The sequence below is a fragment of the Marinilabilia salmonicolor genome (genome assembly GCF_003003035.1).
In the GTDB taxonomy this organism is placed as follows: Bacteria; Bacteroidota; Bacteroidia; order Bacteroidales; family Marinilabiliaceae; genus Marinilabilia; species Marinilabilia salmonicolor_A.
This window is the reverse complement of sequence record NZ_PVTS01000019.1, coordinates 1-20445: the sequence shown is the minus strand read 5'-3', so window position 1 is coordinate 20445 and position 20445 is coordinate 1. Positions and strand designations below refer to the sequence as shown.

The window sequence follows — 20445 nt, the reverse complement described above, 5'->3', positions numbered from 1 at the left end:
TTTTATCTCAAAGGTTAAAAACCTTATGCTTACTGTACAATTTCTTTGAAAGAAGCATCTTCAAAGTAGCGTGCAAATTCCATATCGGAAGCAGCAACTTCTTTCAGAGAAGCGTCCAATTCAACGGCTTTGTCAAGATTTTCAAACAACATATCAGTGTCATTCTGACGAGCACCAATAATTGCTTTCAAATAGTACTTGGTCCCTACTTCAGCGTCATTGGCATTCAAGGTAGCCAAAGCAGCGTCATAGTTACCGTTAAGAATTTTAGCTAAAGCAGCGTTGCAGTTGTTGCTGTTACCGAAGTAACGAACAGCCTCGTCGTAGTTACCATTGTAAATGGCCAATACACCAAGATTGTTGTCAAGAGCAGCACCGGCACCGGCAGCTGAATCAAAGTATTCTTTAGCAGCCTCAACGTCGTCTTCATAAAGAGCAATTACACCAAGGTTATTCAAAACCACAGGCTCATTGGCTTTCATCTCATTGGCTTTCTCGAAGGCAACTTTTGCACCATCAACATCACCCTGCTTCATCAGAACTACACCAATGTTGTTCTGAGCTCTCCAGCAATTTGAATGCTGCTCTAAAGCAGATTTGTAAATAGCCAGTTGCTCTTCCAGATTGTCTGTCAATGTAGCAGCATAAAGAATTTCCTCGAGTTTCAATTCTTCAGGAGAAGAAACAGCCAACTCAGAAATCTCATCATCAGATTTTCCGATAACCTCTACATTTACATTCAATTTGGCACGACGCAATTCAGGAAGAATGTCATCAGCAAGTACCTTATAGGTAGCAGCCATGTTTTTAATTTCTGACTCACGAACTTCAGGATCATTGTGTGTAGAAAGAACTCTCAAAATAACATCTTTATCTTCGATGTCGCTCTTTTCTACCAATGCCTTAAATCCTTCCCAGTCTTCGGGAGTGTTACGCAATTCGAAGAAATCTTCGGCAGTAACATCCTCAACACCGGCTTTCTTCAAAGCACCTTCCAGGTATTTTTTAGCTGAAGCTTCACGATCACCTGCCAAACGAGTGTTCAAATCAATTGGTCCGTCAGGAGAAGCATAAGCAGAAATATTCACTCCTTTAAATTCTTTGTTGTCAGCCTCTTTGGCAGCCTTCACAAATTCTGAAAGAGCTTTAATGTCTTCGTTTCTCAACTCTGAGTTACGAACATTTGAACGCTGAATCAGATAGTGAATATCAGCTTCGCCAACCTCGGGAGTTACGCGCTGGAAGTTATCTTCTCCAAGGGCAGCCATTGCACCTTTTTTGCCAAGCAATTGAGATGTTGAAATAACACCTTCAGCAATCTTTACCGGCTCAAAGTCTATAGATGAACCACCACGGGTAGCAGTAACCCTGACAACGAGATCAGAAACTCTCATGTTGTCGTTGTAGTCAACAGTTCCTTCATAAGTAAACTGACCACCATTGGCATAAGAAATAACCTTAGCATTACCATCTACGCTCTCGCCTTGCAACTGGTAAGGAGCATAAGCAGTTTCGCCTCCGTCATAAACCAATACAGGAGTTGCAGTAATTTCAGTTTTCTTATCGAAGTAGCCACCAGGCACTTGCACCTTAATGGTTACGGGCACCTGACCACCGTGTGCTTCCAAAACCTCAGGAGTCACAGTATAATTAATGTCTGGTGCATTGTCTTTCATCTTATCCAGACCGGAGCAGCTGGCCAGCAAAGCAGCAAGTGCAACAGTCGCAAAAAGATTGATCCTTGTTCTTTTCATAATGTTAACCGAATTATTTGTTCTTGAATAAATCCTATCTTCTATACAAATTTAGGAATGTTTTTAATAAATGAAACACTTCAAACACGATTTAATGCAAATATAGCCAATCGTAGAAGTTTTTCAACAAAAAAATAACCTGACACAAAGAAGAATATTTACATTGGACAAAATTCATCTCTTTTTCGCCAATGAATATCTAACATAAACCAAAACTTACCGATAGGTCATTCTTGTTTTTAAGCCCAATAGCGGTAATAGTTTCGGACCGATTACCCTTTTCTGGTTGCAGTGTCTTTTTGCAAAGATTTTTTTGTTATCAAACAATACAAATTTTCTCTTTTACAAAGACTATTTACAATAATAAGTTTTTTTGCTGACAAAATAAAGTATTTCATGGTTTTTTAATCCCTGTTTACCAATTATATGGTTCCAGCCCCATATTGTAAAATGTAAATGCATACATATCGGCAACCTCCTCGATCTGTTTGGAAACCGGTTTTCCTGCTCCATGACCTGCTTTCGTTTCAATTCTGATAAGCACGGGATTCTCTCCTTTGTATTTTTCCTGCAGGGTAGCAATGTACTTAAACGAATGTGCAGGTACTACACGGTCGTCATGATCAGCAGTAAAAACAAGAGTAGCAGGATAATCTACCCCAGATTTGATATTATGAACGGGCGAGTATCCGTATAAATAACGGAACATCTCCTCGCTCTCATCGCTGCGACCGTAATCTCCGGCCCAGGCCCAGCCAATAGTAAATTTATGATATCGAAGCATATCCATTACACCTACTGCAGGCAAAGAAACCTGGAACAGTTCAGGCCTTTGATTCACCACTGCTCCGAGCAACAAACCACCATTGGAGCCCCCACGGATGGCAATTTTATCTGCATTGGTATAACCCATCTCAATCACTTTCTCGGCAGCAAGGATAAAATCATCAAATACACGTTGTTTATTCAACTTTGTCCCGCCCTGATGCCAGTCTTCTCCATACTCTCCTCCACCACGGATGTGCGCATTTACATAAACGCCGCCGTTTTCAAGCCAGGGAATGAGCCGCACATCAAATCCGGGAGAATAAACTACATTAAAGCCGCCGTATCCGTAAAGCATCAGAGGATTATTGCCATCGAGTTCAATACCTTTTTTATGGACAATGTGCAATGGCACCTGAGCTCCGTCTTCAGCTTCAATGAACACCAGTCTGGTTTCATAGTTGTCTCCGTCAAAATCAACTTCCGGCTCAAAGATTATGTCACTCTCTCTGGTTTCCAGATTAAAGTCAATAACCTGCCCCGGGACATTATATGAATCAAAGGAGTAAAACAATTCATCGTCTTCGCGAGTGGTGCGTAAAGCTCCCACTGAACCTCTTCCGGGCAACTCAATCTCATACAACTCTTTACCGAAAAAATCAAAGACCAACAGCTTGGATTCGGCATCCACCATATAATGAGCAACAGCGTAGTTTTCTGAAAGAGCAACGCCGTTCAGCACGTCTCCCTTTTCAGCAACCACTTCCTCCCATAGATCAATTGCCGGATTTTCAGGATTGATGGCCATTACCCGGTAACGTGGAGCATCAAAATCAGTCAGAACCCAATACTTTCCGTTTACCGTCCCCAAATAAACGGTGTTGTTTTCAAATGATGTATCGGCAACCGCCCACTCCTCACTGTTCCATTCTCTGATTAAGAATGAGTTATTGCTGGTTGATTCACTTCCCGAAAGAACAATGTTCTTATTGTCATCATCCACTTCTGCAGTAAAATTACGCAACGCATTTACAGGATCTTTGTAGATTAATTCATCTTGGGATTGCTCATCGCCAATCTGATGATAATAAACCTGTTGAAATTCATTCACATTCGTCAACTCTTCTCCCTGAGCGGGGGCATCATAACGACTGTAAACAAACCCCTTTTCTCCCATCCAGGAAATACCGGAAAATTTAACCCACTCCAGGTGATCATCCAGTTGTTCTCCGGTTGCCACATCCAATACATAAATTTCACGCCAGTCGGAACCACCTCGTGAAATGGAGTAGGCCATATAAGTTCCATCTTCAGAAACTGCATAATCCGACAAAGCTACCGTTCCGTCATCGGATAATTTATTGGGATCGAGCAGAACCCGTTCTTCTCCGTCTTCCCCCTCTTTCACATATACAACATATTGGTTTTGCAGGCCGTTGTTACGCATAAAAAACCAATACTTCCCTTTACGAACAGGCGTTCCCTGTTTTTCATAATTCCAGACCTCCGTAAGTCTCTCTTTAAGCCTGTCCCGAAAGGGAATTTCGCTCAGATACTTATTGGTAACCTTTACCTGACGCTGAACCCAATCCTTCGTCTCTTCCGACTGATCATCTTCCAGCCAGCGATAAGGATCGGGAACCTCTGTTCCGTAGTAAACATCCACCGTATCTACTTTTTTAGTTTCCGGATATTCCGGAGTATCAGGACCTTTATCCTTACAGGAAAATAATGTTGCCATAGCAAGCAGTGACACAATTAGAATTCGATAGTTCATTTTTTTTAGATTTTATACTGGTGTAACCGATTAATAAAGACGATTCTGTTTTTTAATTTTTCTTTCTTTGTTTTTACCGGCTATCCACCCCACCATCATACCAATAAAAGCACCGGTAAGAAGTACGCCCCCGATAACAACCCCGGCAACCACCACAATGGTTATCAAGGCCCCGAGGATTCCAACCAGAATACCCATCAAGACAAAACGTGACAACCACAAACCTTTGGGAAAAACTTTATGATCAGAACGCAAATGACGGACGCTATCTTCCAGTTCGGCCTGAAAATTTACCATCTCAGGGGCATCTGTTTTCATCCATTGTCCCAGCTCAAAACTCATCTCATCAAGTGTTTCAAAGTGACGACGGCAAACTTCGCATTCAGTTTTATGCGTTTCAAGATGATGCATCAGCCTCGGGAAAGCCTCAAGACTATAAAATCTAATACTCTCGCGCGGGGCACCTTTAAGACGACTGCTCAAAATATCGTACCACTGTTGAATCGTTCGGTAGCGGCTCATAGTTTAAAATTATTGATTATTCAGCAAAACAAACAGGGGACTATCCCGGATTAAAAAGCAGGCTAAAAATACAAAATCCCCGATGGAATAACATATTCCACCGGGGATTTGTTGATATTTTGAAAATTCAACCCAATTGAACCCTCAAATTAATCCGATTAATTAGTGTCCGTCCATAAACTAAGCGTTTCTCACGTGTTTGAACTAGAAAGTTCACATTCAAGGCGTGTGAAAAATCTAAACCGCAGTCCCGAAGTAGCTTTTGTAAGGTTTTAAACAAAAAACCAACAAAAAGCACAATCGGGATGAGAATTTAGATTTTGAGCAACAACGCAGAAATTGGACTTTATAGACAAACACTAGTTACGCTCGGGGCGGGGAAGCAATACTTTACGGGACAGCTTCAGTTTACCTGAACGCTGATCCACGTCAATCAGTTTCACCTCAACCATATCTCCTTCTTTGAGAACATCCTCCACTTTTTCGAGACGACGCCACTCAATTTCAGAAATATGCAACAAACCGTCTTTTCCGGGAAGAATTTCCACAAATGCACCAAAAGGAACAATCGATTTTACTTTTCCGGTGTAAACGGTGCCTACCTCTGGGACAGCAACAATGCCTTTGATACGGTTCAATGCCTTATCAATAGCATCCTTATCGCTGGCAGAAATACCTACAATACCATTCTTCTCATCTTCGTCGATGGAGATACTGGTATTGGTTTCGGCCTGAATTTCCTGAATAATCTTTCCACCTGGTCCGATTACAGCACCAATCATATCCTTAGGAATCCTCAGGGTAACAATACGAGGAGCGTGTGGTTTATAGTCTTCACGTGGCTCACTGATGGTTTCAGTGATTTTATCCAAAATGTGAAGACGTCCGCGACGAGCCTGTTCAAGTGCTTTTTCCAGCACTTCATACGACAATCCGTCCACTTTTATGTCCATCTGGGTAGCAGTAATACCATCAACGGTACCGGTAACTTTGAAGTCCATGTCTCCAAGGTGGTCCTCGTCGCCAAGGATATCTGAAAGCACCACATACTTATCACTGTCCTTATCGGTAATCAATCCCATAGCGATACCCGAAACAGGCTTCTTGAAAGGGATACCGGCATCCATCAAAGCCATTGTACCGGCACAAACGGTGGCCATAGATGAAGAACCATTTGATTCCAGAATGTCAGAGACAACCCTGATCACATAAGGTGTTTCATCGGGCAACATCCCTTTAAGAGCTCTGTGAGCCAGGTTACCATGTCCTATCTCACGACGGCCTACACCTCTGTAAGGCTTGGCATCCCCGGTAGAAAAAGGAGGGAAATTATAATGTAATAAAAATCTGTCATACCCTTTGTAGAGTACATCATCCACCAGTTTTTCATCCAGTTTGGAACCAAGGGTAACAGTAGTTAAAGACTGTGTTTCTCCACGAGTAAAAATGGCTGAACCATGTGGTCCGGGGATACAATCCACTTCACACCAGATGGGACGAATTTCATCCATTGCCCGGCCATCAAGACGAACATTCTCATCCAGCATTACCCGGCGAACAGCATCTTTTTCCACATCGTGAAAATATTTTTTGATCAGAGTGGTAGGAATTTCGTCCTCTTCTGCATCATAATTGCTCTCAATAAATTCATCAACGATAGAAGCGAATCCGTCCAGACGTTCATGCTTATTGGGATTTGCAGAACGGGCAACTTCACGAGCCTTTTCATAAGTAGCATCCCAAACTTTTTTACGCAGCTCCTCATCGTTGACTTCGTGCGAATATTCACGTTTCGTAACGTTGACCATTTCGGCAAGTTCAATCTGAGCTGCACACTGTACCTTGATGGCGTCATGGGCAAATTTCATGGCTTCCAAAAGCTCAGCTTCAGAAACCTCCTTCATCTCACCTTCCACCATCATAATATTATCCATCGAAGCGGCCACCATTATTTCAAGATCGGCCTCTTTCATTTCTGATGCAGAAGGGTTAATTTTCAATTCCCCGTTAACACGAGCTACCCTCACTTCGGAAATAGGTCCGGCGAAAGGAATATCGGAAATAGTCAATGCAGCAGAGGCCGCAAGACCGGCAAGAGAGTCAGGGACACTTTCATTATCAGCAGATATAAGACTCACATTCACAAAAGTATCGGCATGATAATCCTCCGGGAAAAGTGGCCTCAAAGCTCTGTCAATCAACCTCGAAACAAGAATTTCGAAATCAGAAGGACGACCTTCCCGCTTAAGAAAACCTCCGGGGAAACGCCCTATGGCAGAATACTTCTCTCTGTAGTCCACAGAAAGTGGCATAAAATCGACATCAGGTTTCGCTTCTTTAGCAGAAACCACGGTAGCGAGCAAATACGTATTGCCCATTCTAACAACGACCGATCCGTCGGCCTGCTTGGCCAACTTTCCAGTTTCAATTACAATTGACCTTCCATCACCGAGGTCAATACTTTTTTCAATCGGCTTAATCATAAATAAATTTCTATTTTTCTTACAATCTCTTAATCAACTCCAAAGATAGATAATATCTGCCACCCATCGCCCGGAAACATCACTTTTTTTCAAAATGTGCTTGAAAACGAGGATAAACAAAAACAAAAAGGCAATTCCCGGGAGGGAACTGCCTTTCTGATACTATCCTTTTTTGACCTACCTGCGGAGCCCAAGATCCTTAATCAGCTCACGATATTTTTCAATATCTTTTGCTTTAAGATAATCAAGTAAGTTTCGACGCTTACCAATCATCTTCTTAAGTGCGTACTGGGTGCTGAAGTCTTTCTTATTAGCCTTCAGGTGCTCGGTCAAATGTGCGATACGGTTGGTAAATAATGCTATCTGGCTTTCAGGTGAACCAGTGTCAGTATTCGACTTCCCGTACTTCGCAAAGATCTCTTGTTTTTCTTCTTTTGTCAGATGCATACGATCTAATTAAATATATGGTTTACAAATAGGCCGCAAAGATATGGAATAATTTAAAAACCTGCAAACAGGTCGTTTATAGTTTTTTGCAAATGCCTGGCAAAAGATTAAAAAGACTGAGGTTGAGCATCTACACGCATAAATTTCTCTTAACCTCAACCCGTATTCTCAATACCCTCTCTCTTCGGCCATTTGCTCCATCTCCTCTTCAAAAATCTCCTGAAACTTTTGCTTATCGTAATCGAGTTGCAATTTATCATCGTTGGAAATTCTCCGGTCAATTCCTTTTAATACATCATCGCGATGTACCTCAATAGCCACAAAACCGTGATATTTACCCTCTTCAGTAACACTTGCTTTCTCACAGGTAACCACTATGTTGTTGATGGTTTCATCGGCAACTTCGCGGGTCATGTTTTCAAACTTCTGCTCAAATTCTGCAGCATCACCAATTTCACGCTCATTCACATACCTGTCGGTTACCGACTTGGTATTGGAATTAATAAGAGTCACCAGGCGCTGCTTGGCCAGCAAGAGCGCTTTTTCCTTGGCCAGACTCAGATCTGCACTGGTGGACATAGCACTGGCCCGGAAAAAATTCTTATCCGATTTCCCCTTGTCTTCGCAAGGTAGTTCTTCGATAATATCTCCTATTTCACTTTTGGCAGTAACTTTTTTCTTGGATTTACAGGAAGAAAAGGCCCCCATCAGAATCAGAGAAAACGCGGCAATAATTAAAATTCGAGATTTCATAACAAGATGTTTTGAGTTCAATGATACAAAATAAATACTTTTTAACACTTTTGAAAATAACAAAAAGCGAACCAATTTTTAACTTTACTCTGAATTTAATGACAAAACATTGCGCCCCAACCTGCACGACAGGCACTTTCGGAGATCACAATAATTTCTTTTCAGATACACCAATCCCTGACTTTGAGCCGATGACAAAGCGCTGACTCCAATGGAAGGGTTCGCCCAGCCGGTCACAATATTATTCTTTTCCGGCGGCAATTCCGAAAGCCAATCCAGGGCTCTTTGCTGCAAATCAAAATTACCCCTCAATTTGCCAAATGCAAAAAGCATCGGAATAACTGTATTGATAATTATAAGATTAATGGTCTGACTCCCGGTTTTCTTTGATTTGGGCGGACTTTCAACTCCCGGGCGATAATGATTATGCCAATATTCTGAGGGCTGAACCGCCAGTAATTTTCGTGCTTCAGCGAGTGTTTCACACGATAAAAGTTTATCAAACAAAAAGGGATTTCCGGAAATAAGCGCTGCCAGTTGAACCAGACGAACCGTCGGGAAATTACCCGGTCGCATCCGAAGAAATTTCCACAGATGTGCAGACATTGGCTGAAGTGCATATTTATGCTTCAACAGGCGGTATTCCCGCACCAACGTCTGTACATATTTATCCTCATGCAAAATCAGCTCCAAAAAACCTGCCTGTCCTAACATCAGAGCCTCCAGTTTAACCGGTGAATCAGCATTTTTCTGAATATATTGCCAGGGAAGTTGTCGGGCCAGTTGCTCAAATGGTTCACCATTGAGACCAAACCCGAAATTTCGTGCCAATACCACAAAAAAGACCTGCTGCCAGTTGTTTTGAGAGTTTTCTAAAAGGGCCTCGATACCTGACACTTTTTGCTCCAGCTTCTCTATCAACATCCGTTCGATCCATGCATCAATTTCGAACCGTGAAATCTTATTGATCTTGTTCTCACATGCAATCCAGCCCTGATGTTTTCTGAGCGACTGATACTCACTCATTATATTTTCAGGAATCTCCATCTCCCAGCAGGGGATTACTCTGCCGGCACTGTTTTTAATCTCCTTATCGTTGCGCAACACCACATGCAGTACCACATTGTCATAAAGAGAATCCAAATGGTGTTTGTGGTTATACCAATCTGAAGCATTGGCATGAATCTCTACATTTCCGGCCCACAACACATCATCCAGCTTAATTTTTGCATTGAAGAAATCGGGTCCTGAGTTGGAGTTGGGCAATCCCGGATGAATTACCTCCACTTGTTGGTTCCGGTCGGTAAAAAAAATCCCCGGCTTATAATATTTATATTGCCAGAGAAACTGGAGAAACTCTTCATTCATAGAACAACAGGCTTTGCGGATTTTCAAGATGGTTTGAATATAACCACACAAAAATCCCGGTCATCAAATAATTTGATGCACCCCAGCCTAAAATGCAAGCTACGAATAAAACTGAAATAATTCAATTATAAGAGTGACCCCTCTTTGAGAAGAGAAGCCATCTCCTGCTGAACCTCGGTGGCAGCAGCACGGGCTTTCTGAGCAAAATCCTCACCATCACCGGCAAAAATAATCCCCCTGGAAGAGTTGACCAGCAATCCGCATTGCTCATTCATACCATTGCGTGCAACTTCGGCAAGACTTCCGCCCTGAGCTCCCACGCCGGGAACCAAAAGAAAATGTTTGGGAGCAATTTTCCGGATATCCTGAAGCATCTCAGCACGTGTAGCACCAACCACATACATCATATTTTCCTCAGTTCCCCAATCCTTTGAAGTATTAATTACCTTTTCAAAAAGCCGCTCATCATTTTCTTTTACATACTGAAAATCGGAAGCCCCTTTGTTAGAGGTAAGAGCCAGCAGAATGACATATTTCCCAACGTAAGTAAGAAACGGCTTTACCGAATCTTCCCCCATGTATGGAGCCACAGTAACGGCATCAAAATCCATTGCATCAAAAAATGCTTTGGCATAAAGATTTGAGGTATTCCCGATATCGCCGCGTTTGGCATCAGCAATAATAAATATATCAGGATAATTATACCGGATATAGTTTACTGTTTTCTCCAGGGTATTCCAGCCGCTGACTCCCATACTTTCATAAAAGGCCAGATTGGGTTTGTAAGCCACGGTCAAATCGTGTGTAGCATCAATAATCTCCTTGTTGAAGGCAAAAACAGGATCGGTGGTGTCGTACAGAAACCTCGGTATCTTATTCACATCACTGTCGAGTCCCACACAAAGGAAGCTTTGTTTCTTCTTTATCTGTTCAAAAATCTCCCGGCTGGTCATGGCATTTAATTTTTACTTATTTCGGATTGAATATGTTTTAGTGCTGATCTTTTCTTCAAATAAGACTGAGAGGCTGCATTACATCTCACTGGCTTTCAGCCGCTCTGCATTCTCTTCAATCTGCAGTTTGTCAATCACTCCTCCTATATCGCCATCCATCACTGCAGGCAAATTATAGATGGTATAATTGATGCGGTGATCGGTAACACGTCCCTGTGGGTAATTATAGGTTCTGATTTTTGCAGAGCGGTCACCCGTGGAAACCATAGTTTTCCGTTTGGAAGAAATCTCGTCGAGATATTTCTGATACTCCAGGTTGTAAATCCGGGTACGCAGTTCAGTCATCGCCTTATCCAGGTTCTTGAGCTGCGACTTCTGATCCTGACAGGTCACCACAATACCGGTCGGGATGTGTGTTAACCGAATGGCCGAATAAGTGGTGTTTACAGACTGACCACCCGGACCGGATGAACAATAAGTATCTTTCCGGATATCCTCTTGTTTCAGGTCAATATCGAACTCCTCGGCCTCCGGAAGAACAGCAACTGAAGCAGCCGATGTATGCACCCGCCCCTGTGTTTCGGTTTGAGGAACCCGTTGGACACGGTGAACACCCGACTCATATTTCAGAATTCCATATACCCCGTTTCCGGTGACTTTCATTACGACCTCCTTGTATCCACCAGAAGTCCCTTCCGAGTAGTGAGTCACTTCGGTTTTCCAGCCTTTACTTTCACAGTACTTTGTGTACATACGAAACAAGTCTCCTGCAAAAATACTGGCTTCATCACCTCCGGCTCCGGCCCGAATTTCCATAACGGCATTTTTGGAATCTTCGGGGTCGCCCGGCAAGAGCAACATTTTGATTTCCTCCTCCATTTTGGGGCGTTCATCCTCCAAACCGTCCAGCTCCTCACGTGCCATAGCCCGCATCTCTTCATCGTCTTCTTTCAGCATTGCCCTGGAAGACTCAATATTCTCCAGAAGATTTTTGTAATCTTTTCCAACATTTACAATATCTTCAAGCTCCCGGTACTCCTTATTCAACTTCACATATCGCTTCTGGTCGGAAATCACCTCCGGATCCGTAATCATTTGACCGATCTCTTCGAATCGCAGGCGCAGTGCCTCAATCTTCTCAAGCAATGAATTATCTTGTGCCATATTACCTCAATATTTCCACACAGCGTTTTACTGTGACAATAAACAATTTCTTAAACTTAATACATAAAAAAACCTGACTGCAGAACGGGAAGTCAATGAAGTCTCCCGGGCATCTGCAACAGGTTATAATTATCCGGTGAACCTAATAATGATAAGTTCCCTTTTCTCCTTTAATGGTCAGTTTGTTTCCTTCGGAAGAAGCTTCACAACGCCCAACGATCCGGGCATCCACACCAAACGAACCGGCAATATCGATAATACTGGCGGCAGCATCTTCTTTCACATAAAACTCGAACCGATGGCCCATATTGAATACTTTATACATCTCCTGCCACGGAGTTTGTGATGTTTCCTGAATAATGCGGAACAACTCGGGAACCGGAAACAAATTGTCTTTTACAACATGCATGTCATCCACAAAGTTCATTACCTTGGTTTGCGCACCTCCCGAACAATGTACCATCCCGTGAATCTGGGGACGAATCTGCTCAAGCACCTTTTTTACAACCGGCGCATAAGTACGTGTGGGTGAAAGAACCATTTTTCCGGCATCCACACCCAATGCCTCAACCATTTCTGTAAGCTGGTATTTTCCCTGATAGATCAGATCATCAGCCACCTCCGGGTCAAAACTCTCCGGGTATTTGTTGGCAAGATAATGTGCAAACACATCGTGACGTGCAGAAGTTAATCCGTTGCTCCCCATACCCGCATTATAAAAATCTTCGTAATTAGCCTGTCCTGTGGATGACAGTCCGACAATAACATCACCGGGCTGAATCAGGTGGTTGGAAATTACATCACTCCTTCGCATACGCGCGGTGACAGTAGAATCAACAATAATGGTACGTACCAGATCTCCCACATCGGCGGTTTCTCCTCCGGTGCTGTAAACCGAAATCCCCTGCTCTCTGAGATTTTGCAACAACTCCTCGGTTCCATTAATGATTGCAGAGATAACCTCCCCCGGAATTCTGTTTTTATTTCTTCCGATGGTGGATGACAACAAAATATTGTCGGTAGCTCCCACACATAACAAATCATCAAGATTCATGATAAGTGCATCCTGAGCGATGCCTTTCCATACCGACAGATCTCCTGTCTCACGCCAGTAAAGATAAGCAAGTGATGATTTGGTTCCTGCCCCGTCGGCATGCATAATGTTGCACCACTGCGGATCTCCACTTAAGAAGTCCGGAACAATTTTGCAAAATGCTTTGGGAAAAATTCCCTTGTCCACATTTTCAATGGCCTTATGCACATCTTCTTTGGAAGCAGAGACGCCCCGCTGATTGTATCTTAAATCTTGCTGCACGAAGAGTTGGTTTTGGATGTTTTTTAATTTCCTGCAAAAATACAGAAACTTTTTGGGGTAGAAAAACAAGATCTTTTACAATCCACTGGAAACTTGAGTGGTTTCACTGTCGGAGTCAACAGACTTAAGTGTTATTTGCTTTTCAAACTCATCACTTTCCTCCATTCCCACTGTCGAAAACTCCAGCTTTCCGTTAAAATAACCGCTTGCAGTAACCATCACAATATAATCGGCATCAGGGTCCAACACAAAAGTAAAGGCTCCTTCGGGGGATGTTGATGTGGTAAGATTTATTCCATTATTTCCCACTACACGAACCGTGGCTCCCTCAATAGCGTCGCCCTCCTCATCAACAACTTTCCCCTGTAATATTGCATCAATATCGGGCAATTCAAAATTGAAAATTTGCTCCACCCCACGATAACTGCCCCGTGAGGAGGAAAGCATTCCCATCTCCCGGGTTCCTCTGAAAGCAATACCAAAGTCATGTCCCGGAGAATTCAGCGGTAAACCCAGATTTTTTATTTCCCATTCTTCATTTTCAGCATCATATACCGCTTCAAAAATATCCAGGCCTCCATATCCGACCAATCCATCGGACGAGAAATAGAGCCGACCGTCACTGCGAACCGTTGGGAACATCTCATCTGCAGGGGTATTGATGTCCACCCCCAGATTCTCCGGCAATCCCCAGTCGCTGCCGGATGAACGGGTGACCTTCCAAAGATCTTTTCCTCCAAAACCACCCGGCATATCAGAAACAAAATACAAGGTGTTTCCATCGGGAGACAGGGCCGGATGAGCAAAAACAAGGCTGTCAGGCCCCAAAGGAAGCTCTTCTGGTTCGCCCCAGCGACCTCCGGCCTTATGCTGAACCATAATTTTGGTTCCCATTGGCTCTTCTTCAGGGTACAAACATCGGGTAAAAAACATCTCTTTTCCATCAGAAGAAAAAGCTGCCACACCATCGTCCTGCGCAGGATCCTTTACTCCTACAAAAGGGATCGGATCTTCCCAACCTCCATCTCCATCCTGAATAGAACTGTATATCATAGAACTCCCCTGCCCGGTAATCTGATTGATATCTCTTTTTTTATCCCCTCCCCTCATGGAAGAAAAATAAACAGTAGAATAGTCATCTCCGGCAAAAGCTGGCGAGTAATCACTTTCCCTCGACCTGAGATCGCGGTTTTCCTCTACAACATACCGGGTTGTTTGGGGATTATTCAGAGCCATCTTACACGACTGGATGCCATTCAAAGCAGCCCTGTTTCCGACATCATGCTCCAGATAAGTTTCATAAGCCTCAATGGCTTCCTCATAATCTTCCCGCATTCGCAAGGACTGCCCCAGGAAGAAATGAGCTACCGGATCAGGGAAACCATACCTGATGGCTCGCTGAAAATAAGAAGAAGCTCTGCCGGCCTGACCTATATTGTAATACGACATGGCCAGGTAGTAGGAAGCCTGCGCCCTGTAGTAACGATTATCAAAGTCCATTTTTCTAAACTTCTCCACCGACCGGCTATACTCTCCAACCTCATAAAGCTTAACTCCGGAAGCCAGTTTGGCTTCGGCACTACATCCGGACAACAACAAAACGGACAGACCTGTCAATAAAAAGAATAAAATGCGGATTACCATGCGAGGCAAAAGGTAAAAAAAGAATTAATACTCGGTTCACAGTATTCAAAGGTAATGCTAACAAAACACAAACGAAAAAAAGAACAATATATTTTATATGGGTAAACGCTTCATGAGCAACCTGCTCTCTCCACAAAAAAAGAGTGCCTGCTCCAAAAGAACAGACACTCCCGAGTCAAAACCTCCCCCGTTCGTTAACGGGCAAACAAAAGCTCCCTGTATTTTGGCAGGGGCCAAATTGCATTATCAACAGTCAACTCAAGCTTATCGATATGGTATCGAATGTCATCCAGATATGGAAATACTTTTTGCTCGTACATCTCTGCCATTTCAGTCATGTCTTCCAACTTATTGGCAACTTTCCGGGCCTCCACCATATCATGAGTCTTGTTCTTGATGTTCTTAATATGGAAAGAGATCTTTTTGATCAAATCCAGACGATCACCTGCAAGATCCTGATAATCGGAGTTCTCCCCAAACACATCCTTCAATCCCTGAACATTTTCAATCAAAGTGTTCATGTATTGAACAGCCGTAGGAACGATATGATTCAGCGCAAGATCTCCCAGCACACGTGATTCAATCTGAATCTTTTTGGTAAACTTCTCCATCTCCACCTCTGTACGGGCTTCAATCTCCACATCGGTAAACACACCGTTATCCACAAAAAGATTCTTTGATTTTGGAGACAAATAAGTCTTGATGGCTTGCGGAACACTTGAAATATTCGACAATCCACGACGAGCAGCCTCTTCTACCCAGTCTTGTGAATAACCGTCACCGTCGAAGCGAATATTTTTTGACTGTTTAATATATTCCTTTATCATCTGGAAAATAGCCTCATCTTTCTTCACACCCTTATCGATAAGAGCATCCACCTCTTTTTTAAACTCCTTCAACTGACCGGCCATAGCTGTGTTTAGTGAAATCATAGCTGAGGCACAATTGGCAGCAGACCCTACAGCACGGAACTCAAAACGATTGCCGGTAAATGCAAACGGAGAAGTACGGTTACGATCGGTGTTGTCCAGAAGAATTTCGGGAATCTTGCCGATATCCAGCTTCAATGCTGTCTTCTCATCAGGAGTCATTTTCTTATCCGGAACTCTGGTTTCCAACTCGTCAAGCATGGCCGAGATCTGACTTCCCAGGAAAATGGAGATAATTGACGGAGGAGCCTCATTGGCTCCCAGACGATGAGCATTGCTGGCTGACATGATACTTCCGAGCAGTACATCCTGATTGTCGTGAACTGCTTTAAGCACATTCACCAGGAAAGTCAGAAACTGAAGGTTTCCTTTTGGATTCTTACCGGGAGACAACAGGTTTACACCTGTATTGGTACTCAATGACCAGTTGTTATGTTTTCCTGAACCGTTAACCCCTTTAAATGGCTTCTCATGGAACAGGATTCTGAATTTATGCTGACGAGCCACGCGCTTCATCACATCCATAATCAGCTGGTTGTGGTCGTTGGCAAGGTTGGTTTCCTCGAAAATAGGAGCCACCTCAAACTGATTGGGAGCCACCTCATTGTGGCGCGTTTTTACAGGAATTCCCAGTCGGTAAGCCTCTTTCTCAAAATCCTCCATAAAGGCAATGACCCGTGTCGGTATCGAGCCAAAATAGTGATCATCCAGCTGCTGATCTTTTGCGGAAGAGTGCCCCATCAAGGTCCTTCCGGTGAGCATCAGGTCAGGACGAGCATGATAGAGTGCCTCGTCAATCAGAAAGTATTCCTGCTCCCAACCAAGGTTACTGTTAACCTTTGTTACATTCTTATCAAAATATTGGCAAACATCCACTGCTGCCTTATCCACTGCATGCAAAGCTTTCAGCAACGGAAATTTATAATCGAGTGCATGACCGGTATAAGAGACAAAAATAGTAGGAATACACAAAGTTGACCCGATGATAAAAGCGGGTGAAGAAACGTCCCAGGCAGTATATCCGCGTGCCTCGAAAGTATTACGGATACCTCCGGACGGAAAACTCGATGCATCAGGCTCCTGCTGAACCAATAATGAGCCTGAAAAGCTTTCCACCATGGTACCAAATTCACCAAAAGTCAGAAAGGCATCATGTTTCTCGGCAGTTCCGTCGGTAAGCGGATGAAACCAGTGTGTATAATGGCTTGCTCCATTCTCCATCGCCCAGGCTTTCATTCCCAAAGCAATTTGATCCGCCATTTTACGATCAATCCGGGTCCCTTTTTCTATGGACTCCATCACATGAACAAAAGCTTCAGGTGAAAGATACTTTTTCATCTTTGGACGATCAAACACCATCTCACCATAATAATCGGACGAAGGCATCCTGGTACCCTCACTTTTTTTGGGCTCCCTGTTCAGAAGCTCTTCCAATGCAGTAAATCTTAATTTTGCCATAACTAATATTTTCGAGTTAACTACCGCAAATATATCATATTTTTCAATCACACCCATAATTTTTTAGGGTTATAATTGATTTTTGTTGTTTTTTATTTGACAAACCCTCTTTTTTAAACCCTAAATGAATATTTTTTACACAAAAACACTCAAGCACATTCAAAAAAAAATCACAGACCAGATAAAAAAAACAGCAAAGAAATAACTCAATTGTAACTACATTCTGCATCAGACACGATAAATCTACCCGGAACATTACAAAAAACAACCACCACAACACACCATTTCGAAAAAATCCGGACTACACCCCAAAAAAAGAGGGTCTCTGCAAAAAAACAAAGAACCTCTGAATGGAATACATCAAAAATCTACTTCATCTCTGAAGAAAAGTATTTATAGAAATAAGGTATCGTCTCAATTCCTTTAAAGAATTGTTCCAGCGGATAATTTTCATTGGGACTATGAATCGCATCACTTTCCAAACCAAATCCCATCAATACCGATTTTATTCCCAGAATTTGCTCAAATGTTGAAATAATCGGGATAGACCCCCCGCTTCTCACAGGAACGGGTCTCTTGCCAAAAGTTTCCTGGTATGCTTTTTCAGCTGCCCGGTAAGCAGGAATATCTATCGGACATACATAGGCCTGCCCGCCATGTAAAACTGAAACCTCAACATTAACAGAATCAGGAGCAATGGATTCAAAATACGCTTTAAACTGATCAGCAATTTTATGATGGTCCTGATTGGGAACCAATCGCGATGACAATTTAGCATGAGCTTTAGACGGCAAAACAGTCTTAGCTCCTTCCCCGGTGTATCCGCCCCAGATTCCACACACATCAAAAGAAGGACGAATCCCGGTTCGTTCGGGAGTGGTAAAACCATCCTCTCCCTGAAGCGCATCAACACCAATTGCTGCTTTATATTTCTCTTCATCGTAAGGCGCCCTTCCCATCAATTCTCTTTCTTCGGAGCTTACCTCAAGAACATCATCATAAAACCCGGGAACAGTAACCTTGCCATTTTCATCAAGCAAACCTCCAATCATTTTGGCCAGCACATTAATGGGGTTTGCCACGGCACCTCCAAAAATCCCGGAATGCAAATCACGGTTGGGACCAGTAACATCAACCTGCCAATAGGCGAGTCCTCTGAGCCCTGTTGTAATAGACGGAGTATCAGGAGCAAGCATTGAAGTATCAGAAACCAAAATCACATCCGCTTTCAACAATTCTTTATTGTTTTCGCAAAATTCGGGAAGATTTTCCGAACCAATCTCCTCTTCCCCTTCAATCAAAAATTTAACATTGCACTCCAACTGATTTGTTTTCACCAGATACTCAAAAGCTTTAGCGTGCATAAAAGCCTGCCCTTTATCATCATCTGCACCTCTGGCCCAGATTTTTCCATCTTTAATTACCGGCTCAAACGGATCTGTATTCCAAAGCTCTACAGGATCAACAGGCATTACATCAGTATGCCCGTAAACCAAAACAGTTGGGGCATTTTTATCCACCATTTTTTCGCCAAAAACCACGGGGTGCCCCTTAGTTTCCATCACCTCGGCCCTGTCGGCTCCGGCTTCCAGCAGAATCTGCTTCCATTTTTCCGAAGCTCTGCGCATATCTTCTTTTCGCGAAGAATCACTGCTAATAGACGGTATCCGGATAAGCTCAAACAATTCCTCCAGAAAACGATCCTTATTATCCTCAATGTATTGCTTAATGTCTTGCATAGTATTTTGTTTTTTAGTTGTTGTCATCAAATTTCCAGGCTAACCTGGATTATTCATAAATTATCTATTGCGATGTTCAACTACCTGCTAAATTCTGGCGTCCTCAATAAAATTGATTTGTAAATAGTTCACTATTCCCTTTGTCAATTTTATCTGCGGTTGCCTGAATTTATTGGCATTAGAACATCTCATAACGAAAACTCATGAATAAACCAGGCTAAAAAAGAACAACCCGAAAAAATAAAAATAGTTCGGGACATCATTCCAACATCGAAATTAAGCAAAATACAATCAAACAGGAATGAGGGATATCAAGTTTCTTATTTTCGGGACTGAACATTTCGAAACATCTAAATGTTTCAATAAATATTATTAACCCCAAAGAATGATATCATGAAGAAATTATTATTTTCACTCTTGCTTTTTGCCATAACCATAAGCTCAAGTATGGCTCAAAAGGCAGTATTTGAGAAAGAGAGCAAAATGAACTTTCAGGAAACGCTGGATGCAATAAAAGAGAAAGCTGCAGAGAAAGGATGGGCCATCCCCGCAGAGCATGACATGCAGGCCATCCTGAAAAAAAAGGATAAAAGTGTATTGCCATCCACCATTCTGGTTCTTTGCAATGCAGAATTTGCTTATGCTCTATTAAAAAATGACGAATCCCGAAAAGCACAAACATTACTCCCATGCAGGGTGGCTGTTTATGAGAAAGAGGATGGTAAAACCTATGTTGCCTGGAGTAATTATGAAGAAGCCGGAGTGAAAGTGGCTCCAAAGGCAGAAGACATTTTCAAAGGAATTTCGGAAGGGTTAAAAGGAATTACCTCCACGGTAACTAAATAGTGTTTGTCCATAAAGTACCCTTTACTGCGTTACGCTTGCCCGAAAACTCCTCATTTACTCAAGTTAACTGCGTATTTTCGGGCTTCGCAAGCCCCCGAAGAAAAATCGGGGCAGGCATTGTAACTGGCACTTTCTTGACAAACACATGACTTGATAGACAAACTTTACTTAGAGTTTGTCTATCAAGTCCAATTTCTGCGTTGTTGCTCAAAATCTAAATCCTCATCCCGATTGTGCTTTTTGTTGGTTTTTTGTTTAAAAACCTTACAAAAGCTACTTCGGGACTGCGGTTTAGATTTCTCACACGCCTAAAACTTTCTTGTTCAACCACGTGAAAAAACGCTTAGGTTCTAGACAGTCTCTAAATAAAAAAGAAAGACCGGTGGCATTTGCTTCCGGTCTTTCTTTATATATAATGCGAATTAAGGGTTGAAAAAAACCCAATTTATTGTTTGTAAATATTTAAAAATCAATGAAATATATGCTTGAAAAATTAGGTTAAATCCCTGAAAATCAGTATCTTAAGAG

Annotated in this window: 14 protein-coding genes; 1 reads left to right on the top strand and 13 read right to left on the bottom strand. The window is 42.6% G+C overall.

Annotated features, from left to right (window positions below; all coding sequences use genetic code 11):
- Positions 1-29: 29 nt before the first annotated feature.
- The 13 genes from BY457_RS15990 to BY457_RS15930 all read right to left on the bottom strand — a co-directional run bounded on the left by BY457_RS15990 (position 30) and on the right by BY457_RS15930 (position 19071).
- Complete coding sequence (locus BY457_RS15990) at positions 30-1754, bottom strand: tetratricopeptide repeat protein (RefSeq protein WP_106154336.1); 1725 nt, start codon at positions 1752-1754, stop codon at positions 30-32.
- A gap of 415 nt (positions 1755-2169) precedes the next feature.
- Positions 2170-4296 carry a prolyl oligopeptidase family serine peptidase gene (locus tag BY457_RS15985; RefSeq protein ID WP_106154335.1) on the bottom strand — a complete coding sequence of 709 codons (2127 nt, stop codon included), beginning with the start codon at positions 4294-4296 and terminating at the stop codon, positions 2170-2172.
- 30 nt (positions 4297-4326) lie between these two features.
- Positions 4327-4818: a hypothetical protein gene (locus tag BY457_RS15980; protein WP_106154334.1), complete on the bottom strand. Its 492-nt coding sequence runs from the start codon at positions 4816-4818 to the stop codon at positions 4327-4329.
- A gap of 359 nt (positions 4819-5177) precedes the next feature.
- Complete coding sequence (locus BY457_RS15975) at positions 5178-7301, bottom strand: polyribonucleotide nucleotidyltransferase (protein ID WP_106154333.1); 2124 nt, start codon at positions 7299-7301, stop codon at positions 5178-5180.
- Positions 7302-7478: 177 nt separating this feature from the next.
- Positions 7479-7748 (bottom strand): 30S ribosomal protein S15, encoded by a 270-nt coding sequence (rpsO, locus tag BY457_RS15970; RefSeq protein WP_106154332.1) that lies wholly within the window; start codon positions 7746-7748, stop codon positions 7479-7481.
- A gap of 168 nt (positions 7749-7916) precedes the next feature.
- A complete protein-coding gene (locus BY457_RS15965; RefSeq protein WP_106154331.1) occupies positions 7917-8501 on the bottom strand; it encodes a hypothetical protein in 585 nt (194 codons plus the stop codon).
- Between the two features lie 84 nt (positions 8502-8585).
- Entirely contained in the window at positions 8586-9869 is a 1284-nt protein-coding gene (locus BY457_RS15960) for a DUF2851 family protein (protein ID WP_106154330.1), read from the bottom strand.
- A gap of 125 nt (positions 9870-9994) precedes the next feature.
- Positions 9995-10822: an orotidine-5'-phosphate decarboxylase gene (pyrF, locus tag BY457_RS15955; protein ID WP_106154329.1), complete on the bottom strand. Its 828-nt coding sequence runs from the start codon at positions 10820-10822 to the stop codon at positions 9995-9997.
- Between the two features lie 78 nt (positions 10823-10900).
- A complete protein-coding gene (gene prfA / locus BY457_RS15950) occupies positions 10901-11986 on the bottom strand; it encodes a peptide chain release factor 1 (protein WP_106154328.1) in 1086 nt (361 codons plus the stop codon).
- 142 nt (positions 11987-12128) lie between these two features.
- Positions 12129-13301 carry an AIR synthase related protein gene (locus tag BY457_RS15945; RefSeq protein ID WP_106154327.1) on the bottom strand — a complete coding sequence of 391 codons (1173 nt, stop codon included), beginning with the start codon at positions 13299-13301 and terminating at the stop codon, positions 12129-12131.
- 75 nt (positions 13302-13376) lie between these two features.
- Entirely contained in the window at positions 13377-14945 is a 1569-nt protein-coding gene (locus tag BY457_RS15940; RefSeq protein WP_106154326.1) for a carboxypeptidase regulatory-like domain-containing protein, read from the bottom strand.
- A gap of 194 nt (positions 14946-15139) precedes the next feature.
- Entirely contained in the window at positions 15140-17332 is a 2193-nt protein-coding gene (locus BY457_RS15935) for a glutamine synthetase III family protein (RefSeq protein ID WP_106154389.1), read from the bottom strand.
- Between the two features lie 368 nt (positions 17333-17700).
- The gene (locus tag BY457_RS15930; protein WP_106154325.1) at positions 17701-19071 is read right to left on the bottom strand and encodes a dipeptidase; all 1371 of its coding nucleotides are present in this window, start codon (positions 19069-19071) and stop codon (positions 17701-17703) included.
- A 393-nt stretch (positions 19072-19464) separates the two neighbouring features.
- Here BY457_RS15930 and BY457_RS15925 point away from each other — a divergent pair, with 393 nt between their 5' ends.
- Positions 19465-19917: a DUF302 domain-containing protein gene (locus BY457_RS15925; RefSeq protein ID WP_106154324.1), complete on the top strand. Its 453-nt coding sequence runs from the start codon at positions 19465-19467 to the stop codon at positions 19915-19917.
- Positions 19918-20445 lie beyond the last annotated feature (528 nt).